Origin of the sequence: Devosia geojensis (genome assembly GCF_000969415.1) — a bacterium.
Classification (GTDB): domain Bacteria; phylum Pseudomonadota; class Alphaproteobacteria; order Rhizobiales; family Devosiaceae; genus Devosia; species Devosia geojensis.
On record NZ_JZEX01000088.1, the window covers coordinates 41359 to 65254 of the forward strand.

The following is a 23896-nucleotide window of genomic DNA, read 5'->3' on the forward strand; positions in this document are numbered from 1 at the left end:
AGGAATGACGATGCTCAAGCTTATCGACAGCGGCGCCCGCTCCCATCTGCCCTTCAGCCCGGCCTTCATTGCCGGCGACCTGATGTTCGTATCCGGGCAGGCCTCGGTCGATCGCGACACCGGCGCCATCATTCCGGGCACCTTCGAGGAAGAGATGCGCCGTTCGATCGAGAACCTGCGGGCGATCCTGAAAGCCGGCGGGCTCAGTCTCGACCACGTCGTCAACGTCAAGGCCTACCTCGCGAACGAAGCAGACGGCGAGCTCTACAACCGCATCTATCCCGAATATTTCAGCGATCCGCGCCCCAGCCGCAGCACCATCGTCGGCGTGCTCGGCACCAAACTCAAATTCGAGCTTGATTGCGTCGCCTATGTCGGCGCCACCCGCCAGCAGGCCCAACGCGTCTGACGTCCGCCGGTGCGCCGGGAAATCCGGGAGCAGCCCCGAACACGGGCAACCGCTATCGCCCATCCAGCCCGAGCGGATCGGCCTCGAGCGGCCAGGTCCTCCTGCACGTCAGAACGCTACTGCAGCCTGCCATGTCCGGTAAGCGGCGTCGGTTTCGTTAGAAGGAACGAATGCGCTGACTAGACACCACCCCGCAGCGAAATTTGCGGCAGGGCCGCGGTGATCCGGCGCGACGCCTCCTGCAGGGCCTCGGCCGCGCGGTCCACCAGCGTCTTCATCCGGTTGTCCGGCGCCGACAAGCTCACCGCCGCGATCGGGTAGCCGTACCCGTCCAGGATCGGCACGCCGATGCAGGCGATGCCGTCCTCGTTCTCGCCGATCTCGATAGCGTAGCCGCGCCGGCGCGCGTCATCGACATGGCGACGGAACGTGCGGGCGTCCGCAACCGTGCGGTATGTGCGCGGCTCGAAGTTCACCGGCAATCCCTGCACCTGCTCTTCGGGCAGGAAGGCCGCGATCGCCTTGCCCAGCGAGGTGGAATGGATGGGATTCCGATGTCCGATGCGCGCCTGGAAGCGTTGCGACCGGTTGGCCTCGCGAATATCGACATAGACGATGTCGCTCCGCGACAAGACCGCCAGGTTCACGGTTTCGCGAAAGCCCCCCACCAGCTTGTCGAGTTCGCCCTGCGCAGTGCTGCGCAGGCTGTGATAGACCGCATCGAGCCGCGCCAGCTCTCGGAAGCGCTCTCCGACGCCATACCGATCCTGTTCGATGTTGTGCGAGAAGAGCCCTGCCGCCGACAATGTCTGCAGGTAGCGGAACACCGTGGTCTTAGGCATGTCCAGCGCCTGCACGACCTCGGTCAGCGTCACGTCATGGGCCTGGCTGGCCACATAGGCGAAAACCTGCATCGCCTTGGCCACCGGCAGCACGGCGTACTGGTCCCCTGCCTTGCTCATCGCAAAATCCCTCGAACAGTGCAACGGAAGCGCTCCGCGGCGCCCAATCGGACATGATAGGAGGACATGCTGCTCGCCCTGTCAACAGAGGCCAAATCTGCCCAACACTTGTGCAGGAGAAGCCCTCTTTTTTCGTGAAGCGAAACACGGTCGCATTTACAGATTTCGCTCGAAGGCTTCTCTGTGAACGAGCCGACTGCCGAAGGGCGCCTCGCCATGCGAGGCGGCAGGAACAGGCTGCACGAGCAAGGGAACGACCAACATGCTGACGAACTCCAAGTCCTTCCGCCTGGGGCTGGCCACGCTGACCGCAGCCGCCGCCATCCTGGCGGCCATGCCGGGCGCAATGGCCGCTTCGCCCCGCGCCGAAGAGGGAAAGATGATCCTGGTGGCGCGCCAGGACCCCGGCACACTCGATTACACCAAGAGCAACCTGACGGCCTTGCGCCTGTGGATCCCGGCCAACGTGGTCGAGCCGCTGGTCTACTTCAACCAGGACGGCTCTGTATCCCCAGGCGTCGCCGAGTCCTGGACGATCAGCGACGACAGGCTGACCTACACCTTCGTCATTCGCGAGGCCAAGTTCTCCAATGGCGAGCCCGTCACGGTGGAAGACGTGATCTACTCGCTCAACACCATGAAGGAGAGCCCGGTCTCGCAGAACTCCTCGGCCTATCAGGCCGTCAGCTCCATCGAGAAAGTCGATGACCGCACCGTCAGGATCACCCTGTCGCGCCCCAGCCAGAATTTCTGGAGGGGCATGGGCTCCACCGCCGGCCTCATCCAGCCCGAGGCCGCTGCCGGCACCATCGCCACCAATCCCATCGGCACCGGCCCCTACAAGCTGGTGAGCTACACCTCCAACAGCGCTTTGGAGTTCACCGTCAACGAGAACTACTGGGGCGAGGCGCCGGCGATCAAGGACGTCACCGTCCGCATCATCACCGACGGCACCGCCGGCCTCAATGCCCTCGAGGCGGGCGAGGTCGATACCATCCCGGTCATCACCATTGACCTCTGGGAACAGCTCATGGCCCGCGGCCTCGACAAGTCTTTCACCATGGTCACCTATCCGCAGATCGGTGAGCCCACCTATGCGGTGATCAACCAGAAGCTCGATCCCGAGCTGCGCCAGGCCCTTGCCATGACGCTCGACCGCCAGGCCTACAACGACGCCTTCGGCGCCTCCTGGGGTGCGGAAAACACCTGCACCTTCGCGCTGCCCAACCAGCCCTGGTACGAGCCGGCGAGCGCCGAAAGCTGCCCTTATCCCTACGATATCGAAAAGGCCATGGCGCTCGTGGCCGAGAAGGGCTACGCCTCGACCCCGCTGGAATATGCCTCGCTCAGCGACGTGCCCGACCTGTCGTTGCCGGCCGATATCATGGTTCCTACCATGCAGGCCGCCGGCTTCAACATGACGCGCAACGCCATCGACCTGGCGCGCTACTCCCAGCTCATCTTCCAGGGCCGCCCGCCCCAGTTCGATGTCACCGTCATGTCGGGCGACGCCGATCCGGCCCAGTGGGCGTGCTCGGACGAGAGCCAGGCCAGCTGGAGCACCTATTGCTCGGTCGACTACACCCAGGCTCTCGCCGATGCAGACGAGGCCCTCACCGACGAGGAATACCTCGCCCTGATGAAGCAGGCCGCCGACATCCTGCGCAAGGATGCCGTCATCGTCCCGATCATCGCCAAGAAGGGCGTCGGTCTGTTCGAACCCGATCTCAAGGGCTTTCTCGAACCGCGCGTTGCCGTGGCGATCGAGTTCGCACCGCTTCACTGGTAAGGCCATCGCGGGAGCCGGTTCCGGCCGGCTCCCCACGAGCACGGGTTCTTGATGCCGATCTATATCGCCCGAAAACTTGCATTCTTCATCCTGGCGGTCATCGCAGCTTCGATCGCCATCTTCCTGCTCATCCGCGGGGCCGGCGGCAATGTCGCCGCCGTCGTTCTGGGCAAGGATGCGACGGCAGAGGCCATCAACGCCCTCGCCCAGCAATACGGGCTCGACCGCCCGATGGTGGTCCAGTACTTCGATTGGATCGGCAAGCTGCTCCAGGGCGACCTCGGGCGCTCCTTCCGCACCAACGAGAGCGTTGCCGACCTGGTCGTGTCGCGCCTCTCCATTTCCATTCCGCTCTGCGTATCGGGCCTGGTGCTCGGCCTCTTGATCGCCATTCCCGCCGGCACCTATTCCGCCCTCTACTCCGACCGGCCCCTCGGTGCGCTGGTGGCGCTCCTGAGCCAGGTGGGTATCGCCGTTCCCGTCTTCTGGGCGGGCATCCTGCTTTCGCTGCTGTTCGGCGTGCGCCTCGGCTGGCTGCCCACCGGCGGGTGGACCAATTGGGACGCGAATTTCTGGGGCGCCGTACGCTCGCTCGTGCTGCCCGTCATCTCGCTGGGCCTGATCCTCGGCGCCTCGCTCACGCGCTATGTGCGCTCGGCCGTACTCGACGTCATGAACCAGGACTATGTGCGTACCGCCCGCGCCACCGGCATGACGCAAATGCAGGCGCTGCTGCAGGTTGGCCTGCGCAACGCCGCGCTGCCCATCGCCACGGTCGTCGGCCTGCAGATCGCCGAGCTCATCGGCGGCACCGTGATCATCGAAACCGTGTTCTCGCTGCCCGGCCTCAGCCGCATGATCCTGGCCAATGTCGCCGCCCGCGAGGTCATCGTGGTGCAATCCACCGTGATGCTCATCATCATCTTCGTCATGCTCATCAATCTCATCGTCGACCTGCTCTACGGCGTGCTCGATCCACGCGTGAGGCTCGCGCGATGACCAGCCTCGCCACCGCTCCCGCACCCGCTCCGGCGCGCGCCACCCGGCGCCGGCGCCGCCGAAATCTGACGCTCACCATCGGCATCGTCATCACCGCGGCTTTCATCACCATCGCGCTGGCCTCCTTCCTCTACCTGCCGCACAACCCCAACATACCACGCATTCCCGACCGGCTGCTGCCGGCGGGTTCGCCGGGCTACCTGCTGGGCACCGATGCGCTGGGCCGCGACATCTTCTCGCAACTGATGGTGGGGGCCCGCACCTCCCTCCTGGTCGGCGCAGGCGCCGCCCTCATCAGCCTGCTTGTCGGCACCGTCGCCGGGCTCAGCGCCGCTGCCTTCGGACGCCTGACAGACGAGACCATTTCGCGCGGCGCCGATATCATGCTGTCCATCCCGGGCATGGTGACGGCGCTGGTTCTTGCCGCCACCATCGGGTCGGGCGCGCTGACCACCATCCTGGCCCTCTCAGCCTTCTTCACCCCCTCCTTCACGCGCGTCATCCGCTCGGCCGCCCTCTCGGTGACGCAGGAGGATTTCGTCATCGCCGCGCGCCTCTATGGCCGGCCCACCTGGTTCATCCTCCTCCGCCACGTGCTGCCCAATGTCGCCGGCGTCATGATCGTGCAGTTCACCCTCTACTTTGCCGCCGGCATCCTCACCGAGGCGGGCCTCTCCTATCTTGGCGTCGGCGTGACACGCCCCTCCATTTCCTGGGGCATGATGCTCAACGAGGCCCAGCAGCAGGTGGGGATATCCTCGCCGCTCGCCATGTGGCCGGGCCTGGCCATCGTCATCGTCGTGCTGGGTCTCAACCTGCTCGGCGACGGCCTGCGCGACGTGCTCGATCCCAAGCTGGCGCGGAGATCCTCATGACCGCGCCCGCCGCCATCGAGGTCCGCGACCTGCACGTCGTCTATGACGGGCTGGCTGCCGTGCGCGGCCTCTCCTTCACCGTGCCGGCCGGAGGCCGCATGGGCCTGGTCGGGGAATCCGGCTCGGGCAAGAGCATGACGGCGCTCGCCCTCATGGGCCTCCTGCCGCCCGGCTGGAAGGCGCAAGGCACGATCCTCCACGATGGCGTCGATCTCATCACCCAGACCGACAAGGCGCTTTCCGCCCGCCGCGGCCGCACCGTCTCCATGGTCTTCCAGGACCCCATGTCCTCGCTCAATCCGGTCCGCCGCGTCGGCGACCAGATCGCCGACGTCATCCGGCGCCATGGCGGAGTCGGCCGCCATGAAGCGATGGGGCAGACCATTGACCTGATGATGCAGATGAACCTGCCACGTCCCGAGCAGCTAGCGCGCTCCTATCCGCACCAGATCTCCGGCGGCCAGAAGCAGCGCATCATGATCGCTATGGCGCTGGCCTGCTATCCGCAGCTTATCATCGCCGACGAGCCGACGACTGCTCTCGACGTCACAGTGCAGAAGCAGGTGCTGCGCCTGCTCAGCGCCGCTACCCGCGAGCGCAACAGCGCCCTCCTGATGATCACCCACGACCTGCCGGTCATCGCCGCCATGTGCGACACGGTCGCAGTCATGTATGCCGGCCGCATCGTCGAATACGGCCCGGTTCGGCAGGTGTTCCGCAATCCCCGCCACCACTATACGCGCGGCCTTCTCGACTCCCAGCCCACGATGGACAATATTGCCCTCGACGGCTCCTCGCGGCTGACCTCCATCCCCGGCATGGTGCCGCCATTGCCGGCGCTGCCCAGCGGCTGCGCCTTCCATCCGCGCTGCCCTGTAGCCACCGATATCTGCCGCGCGAGGATGCCCGAGATCGACGCCGCGACGGGCGCCGCCTGCTGGCACCCTGTGGCCGCTTCCCAACCGGCGGTGGCCTCATGACCGCGATGACCATCGAGCGCCGCCCTCTCCTCGCCCTCAGGGACGTTACCCAATCCTACCAGCTGCCCCGCACCAGCCTCTTCGGCCCGCGCAGCAGCTTCACCGTGCTCGACGGCATCGACTTCGATGTCTGTGCCGGTGAGGCCGTCGGCCTTGTCGGCGAATCCGGCGCCGGCAAGACCACGTTGACCCGCATTCTCACCGGCATGGAACGCCCGCAGCGGGGCCAGGTCGAGTTCGACGGGCAAGATCTCTGGGCCGCCGGCGCCGCCGAACGCACCCGGTTCCGCCGCTCCGTCCAGATGGTGCTGCAGAATCCGCGCAGCTCGCTCGATCCGCGCATGCGCATCGGCACCGCACTGCTCGAGCCGCTGCGCAGCCTGCGCATCGAGGGCAACCACACAAGGCGCATCCACGAAGTGCTCGATCAGGTCGGCCTCGATCGCAGCGCTCTCGGACGCTTCCCGCATGAATTCTCGGGCGGCCAGCTCCAGCGCATCGCCATCGCCCGTGCGCTGATGCCCAATCCGCGTGTCCTCGTCGCCGACGAGCCGGTCTCGGCGCTCGACGTCTCTATCCAGGCCCAGGTTCTCAACCTGCTCAAGGACCTCGTGCAGGACCTGCAACTGGGGCTGGTCTTCATCGCCCACGACCTGTCGGTCGTCGCCTATACGACCAGCCGAGTCTCCGTGATCGCCGCCGGCCGCATCGTCGAGGTCGGACGACCGGTGGAGCTTTTTACCCGCCCCGCTGCCCCCGCCACCCGCAATCTGGTGGACGCCGTTCTCACTGTGGAATCGGGCCTCGCCGGCACCGCACTCTAGCCTCCCGGATTTGTCGGCAACTGTTCCGTGCCACGAAATGGCGTGCCGTTTACCTGCACCATCCCATCGTGTGTTTTAGGCCAAACAACTCGAGGAGCAGCGAATGCTGAAGTTCGACGAGTCCGCGCGCATCATTGCGTCGGAGTCTCGCTATGTTTCCGGTGGCGTGAACAGCAATTTCCGTCTGGGCATGGGGCATGGCCCACTGGTGTTCACCCATGGCCAGGGGCCATACCTGTTCGATGTCGATGGCAACAGGATCATCGATTATTATTGCGGCATGGGCGCCATGGTGCTCGGCCACAGCCCTGCCGGTGTCCTGCAGGCGGTCAAGGATCAGGTCGAAAAAGGCATTCTCTACGCCGGCCAGTCTCCGGTGGAATACGAGGCTGCGCGCATCATCTGCGAGCGCATCCCCAGCGCCGAGCGTCTTCGCTTCGGTTCGTCCGGTTCCGAGGTCGCCCAGGCCGCCATGCGCCTGGCGCGTGCCGCCACCGGGCGCCGCACCGTCGTCAAGTTCGAGGGCCACTATCACGGCTGGTTCGACAATATCCTGTGGTCCACCGCCCCGGCCCTGGCCGATGCCGGTCCCGGGGACGATCCGGTGCTGGTGAGCGGCAGCAAAGGCCAGCCCCGCGAGGACAGCGACGGTCTCGACGTCCTCCAGTGGAACGACCTCGCCGCCGTCGAGGCGCGCCTGTCGCGCGGCGACGTCGCCGCCGTGCTGATGGAAGCGGCCATGTGCAATCAGGGCGCCATCGCCCCCATGCCCGGCTATCTCGAAGGCGTGCAGGCGGCCTGCCGTAAGTACGGCACCATCCTGATCTTCGACGAGGTCATCACCGGTTTCCGCCTCGGTGGGCAGGGCGCCCAGGGCCGCTTCGACGTCACCCCGGACCTCTCCATCTTCGCCAAGGCCATCGCCAACGGCTTCCCGGTCGCCGCCATCGTCGGGCGCGCCGACCTCATGGACATGTTCGCAACCGGCGGCGTGCTCCATGGCGGCACCTTCAACTCGCAACCCGTGACCATGGCCGCCATGATCGCCACCCAGAAGGCGCTGACTCCCGAGCATTACGAAAAATCCTCGGCCTACGGCGTGCGCCTGCGCAACGGCATGCGCGACGCGCTCGCCGAGGCCGGCGTCAGGGCTCAGGTCACCGGGTTCGAACTGATGTTCCATGTCGCCTTCGGCATGGATGCCCCGGCTCGCAACTACCGGAATCTCGCCGGCTCCGACAAGGCCGGCTATGCGCGTTTCGCCAAGGCGCTGCTGAGCCGCGGCGTGCGTGTTCTCGAACGCGGTGCCTGGTTCGTATCGAGCGAGCACGACGACGATGTCGTCGACCAGACGCTGGAAGCCGTGCGCGCCGCCGCAAAAGAAGTTGCGCCCACGCTGGCCGCCTGAGCGCCGCAAGCCCGCATGGACTCGCCCGGTGCCCGGGCGGGTTACTCTGCACCAAAGATGCGTAGATGACGGCTTCGGCATGATCGAAGCACTGCAAAGCGGACGTGTCGCAGCTGCTATGTCGTTGGATTGCGCAGCCGCAACAGGCGGTTCCAATCGAGATCATCCACGAGATCATTCTCGGCAGCGAAGTCCCGATCATAAAGCGCTGAAAGCAGGTGAAGACCGGCGCGATGCAGCTTGAGGTCGACACCGACGACTTCGCCGAGACGGACGAGCGGATAGAGGCCGAAGGGGGCGTCCTCGAGCACGTAGCGGCTCTGCTCGCTCGTAGGCCCAAGCTGTCCCTGCCCCTTTGCGCGAATCTGCACCGCCATCGCCTCGAGCGGCGCCAGAGGGATGCCGTAAGTCAGGTGATAGTGCTCGGCGGCCGTGCGCACCGATACGTCGAGGGCTTTGGCCGTTGCCAACCGCTCTTCATCGAGCGCCTCCATCAGCCTGGCCACGGCAGGAGTAAGGTTCTCGCCCTGCCCCCACGCTTCCGCCCGCTCCATACGGGTGAAATTGGTGAGCGCGAGCGCCAGATGGCTCTGCGGATTGAGATTGGAGAGCGAGATGGCGAGCAGATCCGCCCGCGGCTCGAAATGATCACCGAAGGCGTCGCGGCAGAGCGCGATGGCGTGCTCGTCTCCCGCAGGGAGCGTCGCGACATCGACGCGCTTTCTGACCGTGTTGATGCGCACGCTGGTTCCACTGCCACGGCGGGCGCGCAGAAGCGTGGTACCCCAGGCCACGATCGCATTCGACTTTCCCGATGCCTCGAGAAGCGAAGCCAGATGAAACCCGCCAAGCGCCGGGTGCGCGTTGATCACCACGACCTGACGGGGCGCGATTGCGGCGGCCAGGTGCTCGTAGACCATCCGGTGCCCGTTGGCGGGAAGAGCGACAAACAGAATCTGTGCACCCGAAATCGCCTCGGTGGCGCAGCCGGCGATCGCTGGACGGAACTTTCCCTCGAGAAAGCCCTCGCAGGTCAGCGGTTCGGTGCGCAGCGCACTCGTGCTCTTGCCTGATGGGGACCACAAGATGACATCGTGGCCACGGCTCATGAGATATGCGGCGCTGGCGAAGCCGATGGCCCCCGCGCCGAGAATTGCGATGCGCAAGACGGGCTCCTAGAAGAAACGAGACGGCCTGAACGCGGAGAATTCCGCGACATCGCGCCCATGCACCAGTTCGCTCGCCACTCCCTCGCCGATGAAGGCGGCCAGCGTGACCCCGCTGTGGGTGACAGTGACGTAGTAGTTGGAGAGCGCCGGGTGCGGGCCGATCGCCGAATACCCGTCCTTGGGAATGGGACGGATCGCGGTGCGGACGGCCTCCACGTGAACGCCCTTCAGGGTCGGCATCAGCTTCTTGACGCGCGAGAGCAGCTTCTGGGCCGCCGGGTTCGACGGCACCGGGTCCGCGTCAGCCGGCACGCCCTTGTCGATATCGTTGGCGCGCAGCAGGATGCGCCCGGCGCCGTCTGGCCGGCAGTTGACCAGCGGCGTGCGCAGCCCGTGGCGCAGGCTCGTGTCGCAGCTGACCGTGTAGGCGATGAGACCGACTGTCGGCGCAAGCGGCAGCTCGTGCTCCGGGTTGCCGACAACCTCGTTGGCCCAGCGGCCGGCGCTGTTGACGACCACGTCCGCCTCGATCGTCTCGCCATTCTCCAGCGTGACGCCGGCGGCCGCGCCGCCGCGCACCAGGAGGCCGGTCACCTTGCCCTTGACGACCTTGAGGCTATGGCGCGCCCGGGCGGCTGCGACCATGGCGCCGGCATAAACAGGACCGTCGAGCCAGCCGTCCTCGGGATAATAGAGAGCCCCGTCTTCATTGAAGGTGCCGAGATCGATATCGGGCTCCAGCTCGGCGAGCGTCTGCGCATCGATCTTCTCGACCGGGTAGCCCCACTCGCGCAGGCGCTCGAACTTGTCGAAATCGCCTTCGTCGAACCCGGCCGCCTCGGCGCCGGCGTCCTGCCACTGCACGACGCCCGGACGATGCAGCCAGTTGGCGCCTTCGAATTCCTCAGCAAGCTTGCAATGGCTGCGAACGCCCGCCCAGTTCAGCTCGAAATAGGCGCGCGAGGTCAGCTTCTCGCATGCATTGACCCAGGCATAGCTGGTGGACGAAGTGCCCGCCCCCACCCGGCCGGCCTCGACCAGGGTGACCTCAGCTCCCCCCTGCGACATGCTATAGGCGATGGAGGCGCCGATGACACCGCCTCCGACGACGATGGCTTTCATGTTCTTGTCTCCTATTTCGCAGCCCAGACGCGACCGAGCTCGGTGAGCATCAGCGGCCAGCATCGGATGCCTTCGCGAATGCTTTCGATGGCGTAGGACTCGTTGGGCGCATGCACCCCGTCCGCCGGCAGGCTGAAGCCGAACATCAGCGTGTCGATGCCGAGCTCCTGGCGGATGGTCGAGGTGATGGGCGATGTGCCGCCGCTGCGCACGCGCACGGGGGTCTCGCCGGTGACTTCGCGCAGCACCCGGTCCGCGGCGATGACCAGCGGGCTGTCTTCGGCGAGATTGTAGGCCGGCGCGCCGCCGCGGTCCGAAGTGATCTCGATGCTGGTTCCCGCAGGTGCATGTGCCTCGAGATGCCGGGCGACGGTTGCCGCCGTTTCCTTCGGGTCCTGGCCCGGCACCAGCCGGATGGTGATCTTGGCGTGCGCTGTATTGGGGATCACGGTCTTAGAGCCAGGTCCGGTATAGCCGCCCCACATGCCGTTGATCTCGAGGGTCGGCATCAGCATGAGCCGCTCGATCGCCGAATAGTCGGGATAGCCGTGCGACGCGCCGCCGAAGCTGGCGAAGAACGCCTCCTCGTCCATGCCGAGTTCCGCCACGTGCCGCCGAGCTTCGGCGCTCGGCAGCGACGTCTCCGGCAGGAAGCCATCGACGATCACCCGGCCGTCGTTGTCGTGGAGGCTGGAAAGAAGACGAGCCATGTCGTGCAGGGCGTTGCGGGTGGTCCCGCCATAGCGGCCCGAATGGAGATCGCGCACGGCGGAGGTCTTGAGGGTCACTTCCATGGCGTTGACGCCCCGGCACCCGACGTTGATCGCTGGCCAGAAGCCGTTTCGCCCGCCATCGGCCGAGAGCACCAGATCGCCCTGGAGCAGATCGCGGTAGCGCTCGAAGATCGCCGGTAGGGTGACCGCGCCGACCTCCTCCTCGCCCTCGAAGAGGCACCGCACGTTGAACGGGAAGCCTCCTTCGATCGCAAGATAGGCCGCAAGGCTCTCGATCGCGATGGTCGAGGAGCCCTTGTTGTCAGAGGCCCCGCGCGCGTAGAGCCGATCGCCCTTGCGGGTGAGAACGAATGGGTCGGTTTCCCAGGCGTTGAGCGGATCGGGCGGCTGCACATCATAGTGGCCGTAGACGATGAGGGTCGGCTTGCCCGGTGCGTGCAGCCAATCGGCGTAAACTGCCTTATGTCCGCCGCCGTCGAGCAGCTGAATGTTCTCCATGCCGATCTCGCCGAGCCGGGCGATGAGGAAGTCCCGCGCCGCCTGCATGCCGTGTTCGAAGGCCGGATCGGCGCTGACGCTCGCGCAGGCGACGTACTGGCCGAGCCGGTCGATGATGGCGTCGAGCTGGGTTTCCAGATGCTCGGCTACGCGAAGGGACATGTGCAAGTACTCCTGAAAACTGGTCAGTTGTTGCGCGGGTCGAGCGCGTCGCGCAGGCCGTCGCCGAGCATGTTGAAGCCGAGGACGACGAGGAAGATCGCCCCGCCCGGGAAAATCGACATCCAGGGGGCCTGGGTCATGTAGTTCTTGGCGGTGTTGAGCATCGAGCCCCAGGATGGATTGGGCGGCTGCTGCCCGAGGCCGAGGAAGGAGAGACTGGCCTCGGCGATGATTGCCGTGGCGATGGTGATCGTCGCCTGCACCACGATCGGGGAGAGGACATTGGGCAGGATATAGCGCACGATGATGAGGATGTGCGGGAGCCCGATGGCACGGGCGCCCTCCACATAGTCCTCGGTCTTGACTGCCAGCACCTGGCCGCGCGTCAAACGCACGAAGATCGGCGTTGCGGCGATGCCGATGGCCAGCATGGCGTTCATCAGGCTTGGTCCCAACGTCGCGGCAAGCGCAATAGCGAGGATGAGCGAAGGGATGGCCAGCAATGCCTCGATAACGCGCGAGACCGCTCCATCGACGAGCCCGCCGAAATACCCCGCGATGAGGCCGAGCGGCACGCCGATGGCAAGCGCGATGGCGACCGAAACGACGCCCGCCATCAGCGATGCCCGCGCCCCGTAGAGCAGGCGGCTGTAGATGTCACGGCCGATCTCGTCAGTGCCGAGCAGGTACTCTGCCGAAGGGGGCTTACGCACGCTGGTGAACGAGGACGCGAACGGATCGTGCGTCGCCAGCCAAGGTGCGAACACCGCGAGCACCACGAAGAAGAGGACGACGACGACACCGACCAGTGCGCCGCGATTGCGCACAAGCCTCGACAGCCCACGGAAGCGGCGGCGCGGCGCGACGGTCTCGGCTTGTGCGGCTAGCGTCATTGCGGGTGCCTGAGACGGGGGTTGACGACGATGTAAAGCACGTCCGCCAGGATATTCATCGCGATGAAGCCTATGGCGGTGAACAGCACCACGCCCTGCACCACGGCGTAGTCTCGGGTGAAGACGGCGTCGACGATGAGCTTGCCGAAACCGGGAATGACAAAGATCTGCTCGGTGAGCACGGCGCCGGCGAGGAGATCGCCGAACAGCAGCGTCGAGAGCGTCACGATAGGCATCAGCGCGTTGCCCAGGGCATGCTTGAGGATCACCGTCTTGCTCAGCAGGCCCTTGGCGCGTGCGGTGCGGATATAATCGGAGCTGAGGACGCCAAGCATGGCGCTGCGTGTATGGCGCATGAGATAGGCGGCGACAGCGGTCGACAGCACGAAGGCCGGCATCAGCATGGTCCTGACCGACAGCCAGAAATCCTGGGTGATCGGCACGTAACCCGAGGCCGGCAGCAGCTTCCAGCTCACCGCCAGCACCATGATGAGGATGATGCCGAGCCAAAAATTGGGTATCGACATGCCCGAGAGCGCGACGGCATTGGCGATGTAGTCGAGGACGGTGTTCTTGCGGACGGCCGCTAAAATGCCAGCGGGTATGCCAATCAGCATGGCCATGATCATGGCCATGGTCGCCAACTGTACCGTGATCGGCAGCTTCTGCAGGATCATCTCCGCCACCGGCAGGCCGGTTCGCAGTGAGCGCCCGAAATCACCTTGCAGGACATTGCCGACCCAGGCGAGATATTGCACCGGCACGGGATCGTCGAGCCGGTACTTCTCGCGCAGGAACGCGATCACCTGCGGATCGGACTCTTCGGCCATCATCGTCTGGATCGGATCGCCGGGCAGCATGCGCTGCAGGCCGAAGATGATCATCGACAGGATGATCAAGGTCGGAATGGCGACGAGAATGCGTCTTGCAATGAGTTTGAGCACGAGTTCGGGCCTGAATGTCGGGAAGGGGCGGCGGCCCGCAGGCAGCCGCCCCGCTCGCTGCTATTGCTTGGGCTTGAGGCCGGCCAGGCGCAGCACGCCGTCGGCATAGGGCACGAACCCTTCGAGATTGGCGCTGTAGGCCCAGGTGCGCGGGGTATAGTAGAAGTAGAGCGCCGGCAGGTCCTCGGCGGCGATCCGCTGGGCCTGATCATAGAGCGCCTTGCGCTCTTCGATATCATTAACGACGCGGGCCTGGTTCAGCAGATCGGTCAGCTCGTCGTTGCAGTAGTGCCCGACATTGCCAGCGCTTCCGCAAGCCAGATAGCGGTGGAAGTTGCCATCCGGATCGATGCGGCCGGAGGCGCCGAACTGGCTGACCTCGAAATTGCCGGCTTCGCGTTCGTCGACATAGGCGGCAAATTCGGTCGGGCGCAGCGTGATGTTGAAGCCCGCTTCGGCCGCCATGGCCTGCACCAGCTCGAAGAGCTGCTGCATCGCACTGTTGTTGGCATAGAGAATCTCGAACGAGACCGTTTCATGGCCCGCCTCGGCCATCAGTTCCCTGGCCCGCTCGACGTCTCGCTCGCCGCCGTCGAACTCGGGATTGTAGGCCCACGAAGCGGTCGAGAAGGGCTGATAGGCCGGCAGATAAGTTCCCATGCCCAGCACTTCGTTGAGCACGTTGCGGTCGATCGTCAGGTTGAGCGCGTCGCGCAGGCGCGCGTCCTGGTTGATCGGGGATTGCGAGCGGTCGCCGTTCCCCATGTTGAAGTTGACGCCATAGAAACCGAGACCGGTGACGAGCTCGAAAACGACGTTGGGATCGTTCTCGATCGTGGCCATGTCGGACGGCGCGGGACGCTCGATGATGTCGAGGTCGCCCGACTGCAGATTGGCCAGACGCACCGTAGTGTCCGGGATCGGGCGGTAGGTAACGGTATCGAAGTGGTAGTTGTCGGCGTCCCAGTGGTCGGCAAACTTCTCCATGACGATGCGGTCGTTCTGGATGCGCTCGACGAACTTGTAGGGACCCGCGCAGACGAGCCCGCCCTCGCCTGTCGTTTCGAACGTAGCAGGCGAAACCATCATGCCGGCGCGGTCGGTGAGATTGGCGAGAAACGCTGCGTCCGGCGCTTCCAGCGTGATCGCAACCTGGTACTCGCCCACCACCTCGACCGAAGTGATCGAAGCGAGCTCGGCCTTGCGGTTGCTCTCGGGCAAGGTCATTGCCCGATCGAGATTGGCCTCGACCGCTTCGGCGTTGACCGGTGTTCCGTCATGGAAGAGGGCGTCCTCGCGCAGGGTGATGGTGAGGACGGTATCGCCCTCTGACCAAGCCCACTCGGCCGCAAGGCGCGGCACGATGTTGAGGGACGTGTCGATGTCGAACAAGGCGTCGCACATGGGTCCGAACACCATGCGTCCGACGAAGGTGTTGCCGCGGTGGGGATCGAGAATATCCGGATCGTCCTGCAGGGCGACAGTGAGATCGGCAGCCGAAACGGCCGTCGATCCGAGCAACCCGCAAAGGGTTGCGCCCATGGCTAGCTTCTTCAACATCGAGTTCTCCTGTTTGACACCTGGTTCCGGAGTTGGCTGAGGTGTCGCCTCATATGCCAGTCTCCAATCGTTGAGCCTGCCTTGCGCGGTAGAGGGCCAACCGCTTGTCGAGCGCGCCGCGCTGCTCGCCCCGGGCCGGCACGCTGACGCCCGCGGACTGAATTTCGCGCCAGAAGTGGCAGGCGACCTGCCGTCCGTCTCCAGCGGTTTCGAGTTGAGGATGGTCTTCTGTGCAGCGTGGTCGCGCATGGGGGCAGCGGGTGTGGAAGCGACATCCGGACGGCGGCGCCGTGGGGCTCGGGACATCGCCCTGCAGGAGCTGCCGTTGCCCGCGCGCCGAAGGGTTCGAGACCGGGATCGCCTGCAGGAGCGCCGCGGTATAGGGGTGGAGCGGCGCCTCGTAGACGTTGTCGGCGGAAGCGAGCTCGACGACCTCCCCCAGATACATGACAGCCACCCGGTCGCTCATGTGACGGATGACCGCCAAGTCATGGGCGACGATCAGAAGTGTGAGGCCGAAATCCTGCTTGAGCTCGCCGAGAAGGTTGACCACCTGCGCCTGGATCGAAACGTCCAATGCCGAGACCGGCTCGTCGCCGACGATGAGCTTAGGGCCGCCGGCGAGCGCCCGGGCGATGCCGATGCGCTGACGCTGCCCGCCCGAGAACTCGTGCGCGTAACGGTCGGCCCAATCGGAACGCAGACCCACGGTGCGCATCAGATCGTCCACGCGCTCGTCGACCGCCCTGCCCGTCGCCACGCGATGGAGCCGGATCGGCTCGGCAAGGATCTGGCGCACACTCATGCGAGGGTTCAGCGAGGCGAAGGGATCCTGAAAGATGATCTGCAACTCGCGCCGCAGCCGGCGCATCTCGCGCTGACCGAGCGCCGTGATCTCCGTGCCTTCGTAGAAGACCTGGCCGGATGTCGGCTCGAGCAGACGCAGCAGCACGCGGCCGAGGGTGGACTTGCCGCAACCGGATTCGCCGACGATCGCCAGCGTTTCGCCGCGGCGCACCGACAGGGAAACATTCGAAACCGCATGCACAAGACTCGAAGCGCGCATGAAATTGGCAGGCTTGCCAAACCGCTTGACGACGTTGCGGGCTTCCAGAATTGCGTCCTGGCTCATGCCGCCCTCACGTGATCTTCGAGTGGCGCGTACCAGCACGTGACCTGATGGCCCGGCGTGGGCTCGTAGCGCGGCGGAGCCTCTCGATGGCAACGCTGGTCGGCAAAGGGACAACGCGTTGCGAAACGGCAGCCGGCGGGCATTTTCTCGAGCGGCGGGACCGAGCCCTCAATGGTCGCGAGCGCGCCGGTCCGCCGGCCAAGCGAGGGCACCGAGCCGAAGAGGCCGAGGGTATAAGGGTGCTGGGGATCGGAGAAAATCTCCTCGACCGAGCCCGTCTCGACGATCCGGCCCGCATACATGACCGCCACCCGGTCGGCGACTTCGGCCACCACGCTGAGGTCGTGGGTGATGAGTATCATGGCCGTACCGGTTTCCCGCTGCAGGCGACTGACCAACGCCAGGATCTGAGCCTGGATGGTCACGTCCAGCGCCGTCGTCGGCTCGTCGGCGATCAGGAGCTTGGGAGAATTGGCAAGCGCCATGGCGATCATGGCGCGCTGGCGCATGCCTCCCGACATCTGGTGCGGATAGGCATCGAACCGTTTCTCGGGCGCCGGAATGCGCACGAGCTCCAGCATCTCGAGTGCCCGGGCGCGGGCATCTTCACTGGAAACGGCATTGTGGCGGCGAATGCCCTCGACGATCTGGTGGCCTACCGTCAGCGACGGATTGAGGGAGGTCATCGGCTCCTGAAAGATCATGGCGATCTCGTTGCCACGCAGATCGGCTCGTTGCCGTTCGGAAAGCGTGAAGAGGTCCCGACCGTTAAAGAGCGCCCGCCCACACTTCACGCGAGCCGGCGGCGAAGCAAGAAGCCCCATCAGCGCCAGTGAGGTCACGCTCTTTCCGCATCCCGATTCCCCAACGAGGCACAACGTCTGCCCCGGCAGCACCGAAAAGGAAATGCCGTCGATCAGGTTGGCCTTCTCCATTCCGGAGAAGTTGAGCGAGAAATCCTCGACACTGAGCAGCGGCTGGCTTGTCGTGGTCCCGGTCATGCCGCGGCCTTGAAAAAGCGTTCCGGACGATAGGACGCGTATTCAGGCGCCGGGCGGCCGTGGAGGATCTCGTCGCGCAAGGCAAGGCCGATGAAAGCGCTGGTATTGATGCCGCCATGGGTGACGGCCACCCAGTAGTTACCGACGCCCGGGATGGATCCGACACAGGGCAGCCCGCCCCTTGGGATCGGACGCGTAGCGATGCGGACCGCTTCGGCAGCGATCCCGCGCAGCGCCGGAACCAGACCGCCCAGACGCTCGGCGAGCGCATGGGCGGCCGGATGGCTCGTTGACGGACGGTCGCCGTCGGACAGATCTTCGTCGAGGTCATTGGCGCGCAGCAGCAACCGGCCGCCGCCGTCGGGGCGCACGTTGAGGTTGGGCGTACGCAAGACCTTGCCGATCGCATTGGCGACCGGCGGCGTATAGGCGATCAACCCGAGTGTCGGTGCGAGCGGCACCTTCAGCTCGTCGTGCCCCACCACATCGTTGACCCAACGCCCGGCACAGTTCACCACCACGTCCGCATAAATGCGCTCGCCGCTGGCCGTAACGACACCAACGGCCCGACCGCCTTCGAGCAGAACCTCCCGGACAGGTGTACCGGTGCGGATTTCGGCGCCATGGCGCTCGGCCGCAGCCCTCAGAAGCGCGCCGATGAAAATCGGCGCCTCGATATATCCATCCTGCGGATAGTGGATCGCCCAGTCCGCGTCGGAAATAGCTCCGGCCTTGAGGTTGGGCTCGAGGCGGCGCAGATCCTCCGGGCCGATCGCCTCGGCGGGATAACCGAGTGCCTGGAGGCGCGCGAGTTTTTGGTCAGTGGGCTGATCGGCAAGCCCGCCCCCCTCATACTGCGCCTTGCGCCACTGAATGACACCGGGACGCCGGTACCAGGTTCCCTGCGAGCCGAGCTCTTCGGCAAGCTCCTGATGAGCACGAACACCCGCCAAGCTCAGGCGATAGTAATCATCGCAGTCAACCTTCTCACAGGCACTGACCCAGGCGAAGCTGACCAGGGACGTTCCTTCGGCTATGCGGCCGGCTTCAACGAGCAGAACCGGCGCGCCGACCTCAGCCAGCCGAAATGCCACCGCGGCTCCGATCACCCCTCCGCCTATCACCAACGCCCTCACCCGCGCCCCCCGACCGAATGCAATACAATCATACAATGCCCAACTATGCATTCAATTCAAGCGCTATCTGAGGGCAGGTGAAGGATTTATGACTTACGTGCGGATAAAAGCGCCCTGACCGTCGCCCGCCCGGCCTATCCCTTCATCGGGTCGGTTTCGGACGGGTGGTCGCTAAGATAACGCAGGGCGGCGGCGCGCTTGTTCTGCAGGTGACGAAAGAGAATGTCACTAAGCTCCAACCCGGCGCGGCGCTGCAAGGCATCGAGTATCTGCTCGTGCTCGCGCATGGCCTCGCCCCAGCGATCCTTGTGATTTTCACGATTGGCGTTGTAGCGCACGCGCTGCAGGCGGCTGGAGAAATTGGTGTACGTGGCGGTCAATACGGCATTGCGGGCGGCGGCAACGATCGCCTGGTGGATTTTCTGGTTCAGCGCAAAATAGGCGGGCAGGTCACGCCGCATATAGCTGGCGTACATGTCGTAATGGAGTTTCTCGACGGCGGCGATTTCCTCGTCGGTGATATGTTCGCAAGCCAACCGCCCCGCCAGCGCTTCGAGACCGCCCATTACTTCGAACAGCTCCCTGATATCCTTTTCGCCGAACGCCCGGACACGGGCTCCGCGATTGGGCAGGAGCTCAACCAGGCCTTCGGCAGCCAAGACCTTCAGGGCCTCCCGCAAAGGTGTGCGCGAAACCCCCATCGTTTGACACAGGAGGCGCTCGGGGATGCGCGCGCCGTCCGGAAGACCACCCTCCACCAGGTAGCGGCGCAACCCCTGAAGGATTTCCTCATGCAGCGAACTGCCAGCACCGCTCGCGGTCCGAAGTTCGCCGACTTCCACAACCCCGGCGCCGCTCGCTTCAGCCATAGTGATCCTCACAAACCAATCCCTGAGTGCATATCATTTGGGCAGATCGAATTCAAATCGCTTGTACGATGGAAAAAATGAATGCAAAACTGCCGAGCAGATTCCACCGGCTTTGATCACAGGCGTGCCATGACCCACCACTTCGGACCTCACTTTCTCCAGATCCCGGGTCCAAGCGCCATTCCCGACAGGGTCCTGCGCGCCATCAGCATGCCCATCATCGATCATCGCGGTCCGGAATTCGCCGAGCTGGCACAGACCGTCCTGGGCGGAATCCGCCGGATTTTCGGCACCGAGCATCCGGTCCTGATCTTTCCGGGATCGGGCACAGGGGCCTGGGAGTCGGCCGTCGTCAACACGCTCTCGGAAGGGGATCGCGTGCTGATGGTGGAAACCGGTCACTTCGCGAGCCAGTGGCGTAGGCTGACGGAAAAGTGGGGCGTGGTGACCGATTTCATTCCGGGCGACTGGCGGAACTGGGCCGATCCGGAGGCAATCCACGAGAAGTTGACCGCCGACACGCATCACCAGATCAAGGCCGTCATGGTGGTACACAATGAGACCTCGACCGGCGTTGCCAGTCCCATCAAGGCCATCCGTGAAGCCATCGACGACGCGAGCCACCCGGCATTGCTGATGGTGGACGCCATTTCCTCGCTGGGTTCCCTGCCCTACGAGCACGACGCCTGGCGGGTCGACGTCGCCGTCACCTGCTCGCAGAAAGGCTTGATGCTGCCGCCGGGCCTTGCATTCGTCGCCCTCTCCTCCCGAGCCATCGAGCAGTCGAAATCGGGAGGCATGCGCCGATCCTATTGGGATTGGTCCGAGATGATCGAGTTCAACCGCACCGGCTTCTTCCCCTACACGCCCGCGACCAACCTCCTCTATGGCCTGCGCGAATCGATCGCCATGATCGAGGAGGAGGGCATGACCAACGTCTTCGCCCGGCACGATCGCCTCGCCGCCGCCACTCGTGCAGCCGTTCAGGCCTGGGGGCTCGAAGTCCTCTGCGCCAACGAGCAAGCCCACTCCTCGGTGCTGACGGCCGTAATGATGCCGGACGGACACGACGCCGACGCGTTGCGCCATTATGTGCTCGAGAACTTCAATCTCGCCCTCGGCCAGGGCCTGAGCCACCTCAAGGGCAAGATATTCCGCATCGGCCATCTCGGTCAATGCAACGAACTGGTCCTGCTGGCGACACTCTCCGGTATCGAAATGGGCCTCAGCGGGCTTGGCATTCCCCATCAACGCGGCGGCGTGCATGCAGCAATGGATATCCTGAAACGCCGGGCCTGATGCCTGCCGGCATGCACCTTCCACCGGGTCACCGGCCAATGCCCGTTGAGCAATGCGATGCGCGCATCTGGCTAACATTACAGGTATCGCCCCGGCGATCTCAGGACAAAAATTTCGATAGCCGGCAAGCAATTAGGCCTCGGAACCGGCAATCCATGGTAGGCTGAATCCCACCAGTTTTGCCGAAGAGGCATGACCATGCATTTGCTCGACGTGCGTCAGGCTCGCGTTCTGCATCTTGCCGCGGCTGTGGGCACGGGCTGCCTGCTGACTCTCATGCTGCTGCTCAACAGTGAGCTGGCCCGGCATGGCGGCGCGCTGTTCGCGTCCTGGACGGCTCACGGCACCGGCGCGCTGGTCGCCATCGCTCTCCTCCTGCTGCTGGCAACGAGGAGCGGAGCGCCCGGTCAGAGCTTTCGCTATAGCGCAGCGCCGGCGCCGTGGTGGGCTTATCTCGGGGGCATGACGGGGGCCGTCAACGTCATGCTCAGCTCGACCGCCGTCAACATCGGCCTGGCACTGACGGGAACGCAGGCCGTTGCGTTGTCGACGCAGATGCTGTTCAGCCTTGCTGCCGATCGCTGGGGTCTGTTGGGCCTGCCGAGGCAGCGCCTGGCCTGGCGCGATCTCTGGCCCGTCCTGCTGATCGTTACCGGCAGCGCGATCATCATTTTCGCCGGCCGCGATCCATGATCCTTGCACTGACCTTTGCCGCCATGTCGGGCATACTGGTCGGCCTCAATCGCCAGATCAACGGCCGACTCGGGCTCTCCACCTCGCCGATGTTCGCCTCGTTCACCAACCATCTGGTCGGGTTCGTGCTTCTCAGCCTTGCCGGCGCGGCAATCGGAGGGCTTCTGTCCGGCGATGCCCTGAACTCGCCATGGTACGCGTATCTCGGCGGCCCGATCGGGGTGATCTTCGTTGCAACCAGCAGTTGGCTGATCCCGCGCATCGGGGCCGTTCAAACCACGATGCTGATGATCAGCGGTCAGATGCTGTCGGGGGTCGCGCTGGACATCGCGCGCGACGCGCCCGGCTCGCTCTGGGCCCGGCTTCTGGGCGTCGCACTCATCATGACCGGTATTCTGATGACCAGGAAGCGGGCTCGATAGCGACGCCGCAGGGGAGCGAAAGGCGGGGCCGCAATGAGCCCCGCCTTCGATCTTTTACCAGGGACGCTCTTCGATCTCGACGGTCTTGTCCATCGGCATGCCGAGCTTTTCATAGAACGCACGGCGCTGGCGACGATCCTTGTCCTGCACCATCCAGGCGCGCTTGGCGACCTCCTCCCCGTCTTCCTGGGGAATGACGACGATGCCGTCGTCATCGGCGATCACGCCGTCGCCCGGACGGACATAGACGCCCCCGCAGGTGATCGGCTTGCCCATGGAGGCGAGTTCAAGCCGGCCAGCCATGTGGCGCATCGAGCGCACCGAACAGAACACCGGCGATTGCTGAGCAATACACTCGCCGGAGTCGCGGCAGGCTCCATCGATGATCAGGCCCACCGTGCCCTTGATCTTGGCGTCAAGCACGTTGTTCGAGCCCAGAAGGCCGCAGCGCGACTGCTTGGTGTCGATCACATGCACCTCGTCGGGTGCGCCGAACGAGTGACCGGCCGGCCACAGCGCATCCGGATGGGTGCTGCGATCGGGATTGCGCTTGTACTGGCGGTCGTCGAACTCCTCGTAGCTCATCGCCGGGATGGTGCGATTGATGATGTTGAATTCGGCGGTCGTCGCGATGCCGGCAAAGAAGATGCCGGGAAACAGCGGGCGCAGACGCGGATCCATCTCATAGGTGTTCATGTAGCCCATGGAGTCGAGGGCGTCGGTAACGTCTGAGGTACGTACCTTACGCAGGATCGTGAGTACGTCTGAATTGATTGCCATGATGGTGTCCTGTTGCTGGGTGAGTTGAAAAGGCGCGACTGACGGACGTCAGGCCCTGATGGCTTCGCCGGTCTCGCCGTCGAAAAAGTGCAAGCGCTCGGTATCGAACGCGACTGTCACGGTCTGCCCGATCCGCACGTCGCTCTTGGCGGTGAAACGCGCCACGCACCGCGACTTGCTCTCATCGGCCTTGATCTCATCGAGGCTGTCGGAGCTGCGCACCTCGGCCGCCTGGGCATCGATGCCGAGATGCACGATGACGTCGGCGCCGAGCGCTTCGACGAGGTCGACCTCGGCGGTGATCTTATTGACCGGATCGGTATTTGGAACCGTCGCCGCATCGGCGACATCCTCCGGCCTGATGCCGACGATCAACCGCTTGCCCGCATAGCGCTCGAGACCGGGATGCTCGGCACGTGCATGCGCCGGCAGCTTCAGCAGATGACTGCCCAGCCTGACCCCAAGGTTGTCGTTCCCACCTTCGAGGGTTGCCCAGTAGAGGTTCATTGTCGGCGCGCCAATGAAGGCGGCAACGAAGGTATTGCGCGGCTTGTTGTACATGTTGGAGGGGGTATCGACCTGCTGCAGCACGCCGTCCTTGAGCAGCGCCACACGATGTCCCATCGTCATCGCCTCGACCTGGTCATGCGTCACGTAGATGGTGGTGACGCCCAGCCGATGCTGGAGCGAGGCGATCTCGGCGCGCATCTGCACGCGCAGCTTGGCGTCGAGGTTGGAGAGCGGCTCGTCCATCAGGAAGACCGAGGGCTTGCGCACGATCGCCCGGCCCATGGCGACGCGCTGGCGCTGGCCGCCCGAAAGCTGACCGGGCCGGCGCTTGAGGTAGGCTTCGAGCTCGAGGATGCGCGCCGCTTCCTGGACGCGCGTGTCGACCTCCGCCTTCGGCATTCTGGCGATCTGCAGCGGGAAGGCGATGTTGTCGTAGACGCTCATGTGCGGGTAGAGCGCGTAGGACTGGAACACCATGGCGATGTCGCGGTCCTTGGGGTGGACGTCGTTGACGAAATCGTCGCCGATCCACACCGCCCCGTCGGTGATCTCTTCGAGGCCCGCGATCATGCGCAGGGCCGTTGACTTGCCGCAGCCGGAAGGGCCGACGAGCACGAGGAATTCGCCTTCCTCGATATCGAGCGTCACGTCATTGACGGCCTTGAGCGCGCCGCCGGCGTAGCTTTTGGTCAGGTTCTGAAGGGTTACGCTGGCCATTTGTCACTC

23 protein-coding genes are annotated in these 23896 nt (G+C 64.8%); 10 read left to right on the forward strand and 13 right to left on the reverse strand.

What is annotated here, in order from left to right; genetic code table 11:
• Nucleotides 1-10 precede the first annotated feature (10 nt).
• The gene (locus tag VE25_RS08785; protein ID WP_083988822.1) at nucleotides 11-409 is read left to right on the forward strand and encodes a RidA family protein; all 399 of its coding nucleotides are present in this window, start codon (nucleotides 11-13) and stop codon (nucleotides 407-409) included.
• Nucleotides 410-588: 179 nt separating this feature from the next.
• On the opposite strand, the gene VE25_RS08790 is transcribed toward VE25_RS08785, so the two are convergent.
• On the reverse strand, nucleotides 589-1371 hold the full coding sequence (locus VE25_RS08790; protein WP_046108233.1) for an IclR family transcriptional regulator: 783 nt from the start codon (nucleotides 1369-1371) through the stop codon (nucleotides 589-591).
• Between the two features lie 262 nt (nucleotides 1372-1633).
• Here VE25_RS08790 and VE25_RS08795 point away from each other — a divergent pair, with 262 nt between their 5' ends.
• From VE25_RS08795 to VE25_RS08820, 6 genes are all read left to right on the forward strand, one after another.
• The gene (locus tag VE25_RS08795) at nucleotides 1634-3160 is read left to right on the forward strand and encodes an ABC transporter substrate-binding protein (protein WP_046108234.1); all 1527 of its coding nucleotides are present in this window, start codon (nucleotides 1634-1636) and stop codon (nucleotides 3158-3160) included.
• A gap of 51 nt (nucleotides 3161-3211) precedes the next feature.
• Nucleotides 3212-4159: an ABC transporter permease gene (locus VE25_RS08800; protein ID WP_046108235.1), complete on the forward strand. Its 948-nt coding sequence runs from the start codon at nucleotides 3212-3214 to the stop codon at nucleotides 4157-4159.
• Nucleotides 4156-5034 (forward strand): ABC transporter permease, encoded by an 879-nt coding sequence (locus VE25_RS08805; protein ID WP_046108236.1) that lies wholly within the window; start codon nucleotides 4156-4158, stop codon nucleotides 5032-5034. Before VE25_RS08800 ends, VE25_RS08805 begins: the two co-directional genes overlap by 4 nt.
• The gene (locus VE25_RS08810; protein WP_046108237.1) at nucleotides 5031-6014 is read left to right on the forward strand and encodes an ABC transporter ATP-binding protein; all 984 of its coding nucleotides are present in this window, start codon (nucleotides 5031-5033) and stop codon (nucleotides 6012-6014) included. The genes VE25_RS08805 and VE25_RS08810 overlap by 4 nt, the downstream gene beginning before the upstream one ends.
• Nucleotides 6011-6838, forward strand: a complete 828-nt coding sequence (locus VE25_RS08815) for an ATP-binding cassette domain-containing protein (protein WP_052731838.1) — start codon at nucleotides 6011-6013, stop codon at nucleotides 6836-6838. The genes VE25_RS08810 and VE25_RS08815 overlap by 4 nt, the downstream gene beginning before the upstream one ends.
• 103 nt (nucleotides 6839-6941) lie before the next feature.
• Complete coding sequence (locus VE25_RS08820) at nucleotides 6942-8246, forward strand: aspartate aminotransferase family protein (protein ID WP_046108238.1); 1305 nt, start codon at nucleotides 6942-6944, stop codon at nucleotides 8244-8246.
• 116 nt (nucleotides 8247-8362) lie between these two features.
• On the opposite strand, the gene VE25_RS08825 is transcribed toward VE25_RS08820, so the two are convergent.
• The 10 genes from VE25_RS08825 to VE25_RS08870 all read right to left on the reverse strand — a co-directional run bounded on the left by VE25_RS08825 (nucleotide 8363) and on the right by VE25_RS08870 (nucleotide 19466).
• On the reverse strand, nucleotides 8363-9412 hold the full coding sequence (locus tag VE25_RS08825; RefSeq protein WP_046108239.1) for an NAD/NADP-dependent octopine/nopaline dehydrogenase family protein: 1050 nt from the start codon (nucleotides 9410-9412) through the stop codon (nucleotides 8363-8365).
• A 9-nt stretch (nucleotides 9413-9421) separates the two neighbouring features.
• Nucleotides 9422-10537 carry an NAD(P)/FAD-dependent oxidoreductase gene (locus tag VE25_RS08830; RefSeq protein ID WP_046108240.1) on the reverse strand — a complete coding sequence of 372 codons (1116 nt, stop codon included), beginning with the start codon at nucleotides 10535-10537 and terminating at the stop codon, nucleotides 9422-9424.
• An 11-nt stretch (nucleotides 10538-10548) separates the two neighbouring features.
• Nucleotides 10549-11931 (reverse strand): M20/M25/M40 family metallo-hydrolase, encoded by a 1383-nt coding sequence (locus tag VE25_RS08835; protein ID WP_046108241.1) that lies wholly within the window; start codon nucleotides 11929-11931, stop codon nucleotides 10549-10551.
• Nucleotides 11932-11954: 23 nt separating this feature from the next.
• The gene (locus VE25_RS08840; protein WP_046108242.1) at nucleotides 11955-12824 is read right to left on the reverse strand and encodes an ABC transporter permease; all 870 of its coding nucleotides are present in this window, start codon (nucleotides 12822-12824) and stop codon (nucleotides 11955-11957) included.
• Nucleotides 12821-13768: an ABC transporter permease gene (locus tag VE25_RS08845; protein WP_046108243.1), complete on the reverse strand. Its 948-nt coding sequence runs from the start codon at nucleotides 13766-13768 to the stop codon at nucleotides 12821-12823. The genes VE25_RS08840 and VE25_RS08845 overlap by 4 nt, the downstream gene beginning before the upstream one ends.
• A 60-nt stretch (nucleotides 13769-13828) precedes the next feature.
• Nucleotides 13829-15328 carry an ABC transporter substrate-binding protein gene (locus tag VE25_RS08850; protein ID WP_152664561.1) on the reverse strand — a complete coding sequence of 500 codons (1500 nt, stop codon included), beginning with the start codon at nucleotides 15326-15328 and terminating at the stop codon, nucleotides 13829-13831.
• 49 nt (nucleotides 15329-15377) lie between these two features.
• Entirely contained in the window at nucleotides 15378-16460 is a 1083-nt protein-coding gene (locus VE25_RS08855; protein WP_046108244.1) for an ABC transporter ATP-binding protein, read from the reverse strand.
• Nucleotides 16457-17461 (reverse strand): ABC transporter ATP-binding protein, encoded by a 1005-nt coding sequence (locus tag VE25_RS08860; protein ID WP_046108245.1) that lies wholly within the window; start codon nucleotides 17459-17461, stop codon nucleotides 16457-16459. Before VE25_RS08860 ends, VE25_RS08855 begins: the two co-directional genes overlap by 4 nt.
• Complete coding sequence (locus VE25_RS08865; RefSeq protein WP_083988824.1) at nucleotides 17458-18648, reverse strand: NAD(P)/FAD-dependent oxidoreductase; 1191 nt, start codon at nucleotides 18646-18648, stop codon at nucleotides 17458-17460. The genes VE25_RS08860 and VE25_RS08865 overlap by 4 nt, the downstream gene beginning before the upstream one ends.
• A gap of 83 nt (nucleotides 18649-18731) precedes the next feature.
• Nucleotides 18732-19466 (reverse strand): GntR family transcriptional regulator, encoded by a 735-nt coding sequence (locus VE25_RS08870; protein ID WP_201776063.1) that lies wholly within the window; start codon nucleotides 19464-19466, stop codon nucleotides 18732-18734.
• Nucleotides 19467-19595: 129 nt separating this feature from the next.
• Between VE25_RS08870 and VE25_RS08875 the strand changes: the two genes are divergently transcribed.
• The 3 genes from VE25_RS08875 to VE25_RS08885 all read left to right on the forward strand — a co-directional run bounded on the left by VE25_RS08875 (nucleotide 19596) and on the right by VE25_RS08885 (nucleotide 21880).
• Nucleotides 19596-20765 carry a pyridoxal-phosphate-dependent aminotransferase family protein gene (locus VE25_RS08875; RefSeq protein ID WP_046108247.1) on the forward strand — a complete coding sequence of 390 codons (1170 nt, stop codon included), beginning with the start codon at nucleotides 19596-19598 and terminating at the stop codon, nucleotides 20763-20765.
• 198 nt (nucleotides 20766-20963) lie between these two features.
• The gene (locus tag VE25_RS08880; RefSeq protein ID WP_046108301.1) at nucleotides 20964-21458 is read left to right on the forward strand and encodes a DMT family transporter; all 495 of its coding nucleotides are present in this window, start codon (nucleotides 20964-20966) and stop codon (nucleotides 21456-21458) included.
• On the forward strand, nucleotides 21455-21880 hold the full coding sequence (locus VE25_RS08885; protein ID WP_046108248.1) for a DMT family transporter: 426 nt from the start codon (nucleotides 21455-21457) through the stop codon (nucleotides 21878-21880). Before VE25_RS08880 ends, VE25_RS08885 begins: the two co-directional genes overlap by 4 nt.
• Nucleotides 21881-21934: 54 nt before the next feature.
• Here the strand turns inward: VE25_RS08885 and VE25_RS08890 are convergent, their stop codons facing one another.
• Together VE25_RS08890 and VE25_RS08895 are read right to left on the reverse strand one after the other, a co-directional pair.
• A complete protein-coding gene (locus tag VE25_RS08890) occupies nucleotides 21935-22660 on the reverse strand; it encodes an RraA family protein (protein ID WP_046108249.1) in 726 nt (241 codons plus the stop codon).
• 48 nt (nucleotides 22661-22708) lie between these two features.
• Nucleotides 22709-23887, reverse strand: a complete 1179-nt coding sequence (locus VE25_RS08895) for an ABC transporter ATP-binding protein (protein ID WP_046108250.1) — start codon at nucleotides 23885-23887, stop codon at nucleotides 22709-22711.
• Between the last annotated feature and the right edge of the window lie 9 nt (nucleotides 23888-23896).

What these genes read in the sequence shown, in the direction of transcription:
- VE25_RS08850 (WP_152664561.1), bottom strand. Translation starts at nt 15,328, where the DNA reads ATGTTGAAGAAGCTAGCCATGGGCGCAACCCTTTGCGGGTTGCTCGGA.
- VE25_RS08885 (WP_046108248.1), top strand. Translation starts at nt 21,455, where the DNA reads ATGATCCTTGCACTGACCTTTGCCGCCATGTCGGGCATACTGGTCGGC.
- VE25_RS08895 (WP_046108250.1), bottom strand. Translation starts at nt 23,887, where the DNA reads ATGGCCAGCGTAACCCTTCAGAACCTGACCAAAAGCTACGCCGGCGGC.
- VE25_RS08880 (WP_046108301.1), top strand. Translation starts at nt 20,964, where the DNA reads ATGCATTTGCTCGACGTGCGTCAGGCTCGCGTTCTGCATCTTGCCGCG.
- VE25_RS08785 (WP_083988822.1), top strand. Translation starts at nt 11, where the DNA reads ATGCTCAAGCTTATCGACAGCGGCGCCCGCTCCCATCTGCCCTTCAGC.
- VE25_RS08890 (WP_046108249.1), bottom strand. Translation starts at nt 22,660, where the DNA reads ATGGCAATCAATTCAGACGTACTCACGATCCTGCGTAAGGTACGTACC.
- VE25_RS08840 (WP_046108242.1), bottom strand. Translation starts at nt 12,824, where the DNA reads ATGACGCTAGCCGCACAAGCCGAGACCGTCGCGCCGCGCCGCCGCTTC.
- VE25_RS08835 (WP_046108241.1), bottom strand. Translation starts at nt 11,931, where the DNA reads ATGTCCCTTCGCGTAGCCGAGCATCTGGAAACCCAGCTCGACGCCATC.
- VE25_RS08815 (WP_052731838.1), top strand. Translation starts at nt 6,011, where the DNA reads ATGACCGCGATGACCATCGAGCGCCGCCCTCTCCTCGCCCTCAGGGAC.
- VE25_RS08860 (WP_046108245.1), bottom strand. Translation starts at nt 17,461, where the DNA reads ATGACCGGGACCACGACAAGCCAGCCGCTGCTCAGTGTCGAGGATTTC.
- VE25_RS08875 (WP_046108247.1), top strand. Translation starts at nt 19,596, where the DNA reads ATGACCCACCACTTCGGACCTCACTTTCTCCAGATCCCGGGTCCAAGC.
- VE25_RS08795 (WP_046108234.1), top strand. Translation starts at nt 1,634, where the DNA reads ATGCTGACGAACTCCAAGTCCTTCCGCCTGGGGCTGGCCACGCTGACC.
- VE25_RS08855 (WP_046108244.1), bottom strand. Translation starts at nt 16,460, where the DNA reads ATGAGCCAGGACGCAATTCTGGAAGCCCGCAACGTCGTCAAGCGGTTT.
- VE25_RS08800 (WP_046108235.1), top strand. Translation starts at nt 3,212, where the DNA reads ATGCCGATCTATATCGCCCGAAAACTTGCATTCTTCATCCTGGCGGTC.
- VE25_RS08820 (WP_046108238.1), top strand. Translation starts at nt 6,942, where the DNA reads ATGCTGAAGTTCGACGAGTCCGCGCGCATCATTGCGTCGGAGTCTCGC.
- VE25_RS08865 (WP_083988824.1), bottom strand. Translation starts at nt 18,648, where the DNA reads ATGCATAGTTGGGCATTGTATGATTGTATTGCATTCGGTCGGGGGGCG.
- VE25_RS08830 (WP_046108240.1), bottom strand. Translation starts at nt 10,537, where the DNA reads ATGAAAGCCATCGTCGTCGGAGGCGGTGTCATCGGCGCCTCCATCGCC.
- VE25_RS08810 (WP_046108237.1), top strand. Translation starts at nt 5,031, where the DNA reads ATGACCGCGCCCGCCGCCATCGAGGTCCGCGACCTGCACGTCGTCTAT.
- VE25_RS08870 (WP_201776063.1), bottom strand. Translation starts at nt 19,466, where the DNA reads ATGGCTGAAGCGAGCGGCGCCGGGGTTGTGGAAGTCGGCGAACTTCGG.
- VE25_RS08790 (WP_046108233.1), bottom strand. Translation starts at nt 1,371, where the DNA reads ATGAGCAAGGCAGGGGACCAGTACGCCGTGCTGCCGGTGGCCAAGGCG.
- VE25_RS08805 (WP_046108236.1), top strand. Translation starts at nt 4,156, where the DNA reads ATGACCAGCCTCGCCACCGCTCCCGCACCCGCTCCGGCGCGCGCCACC.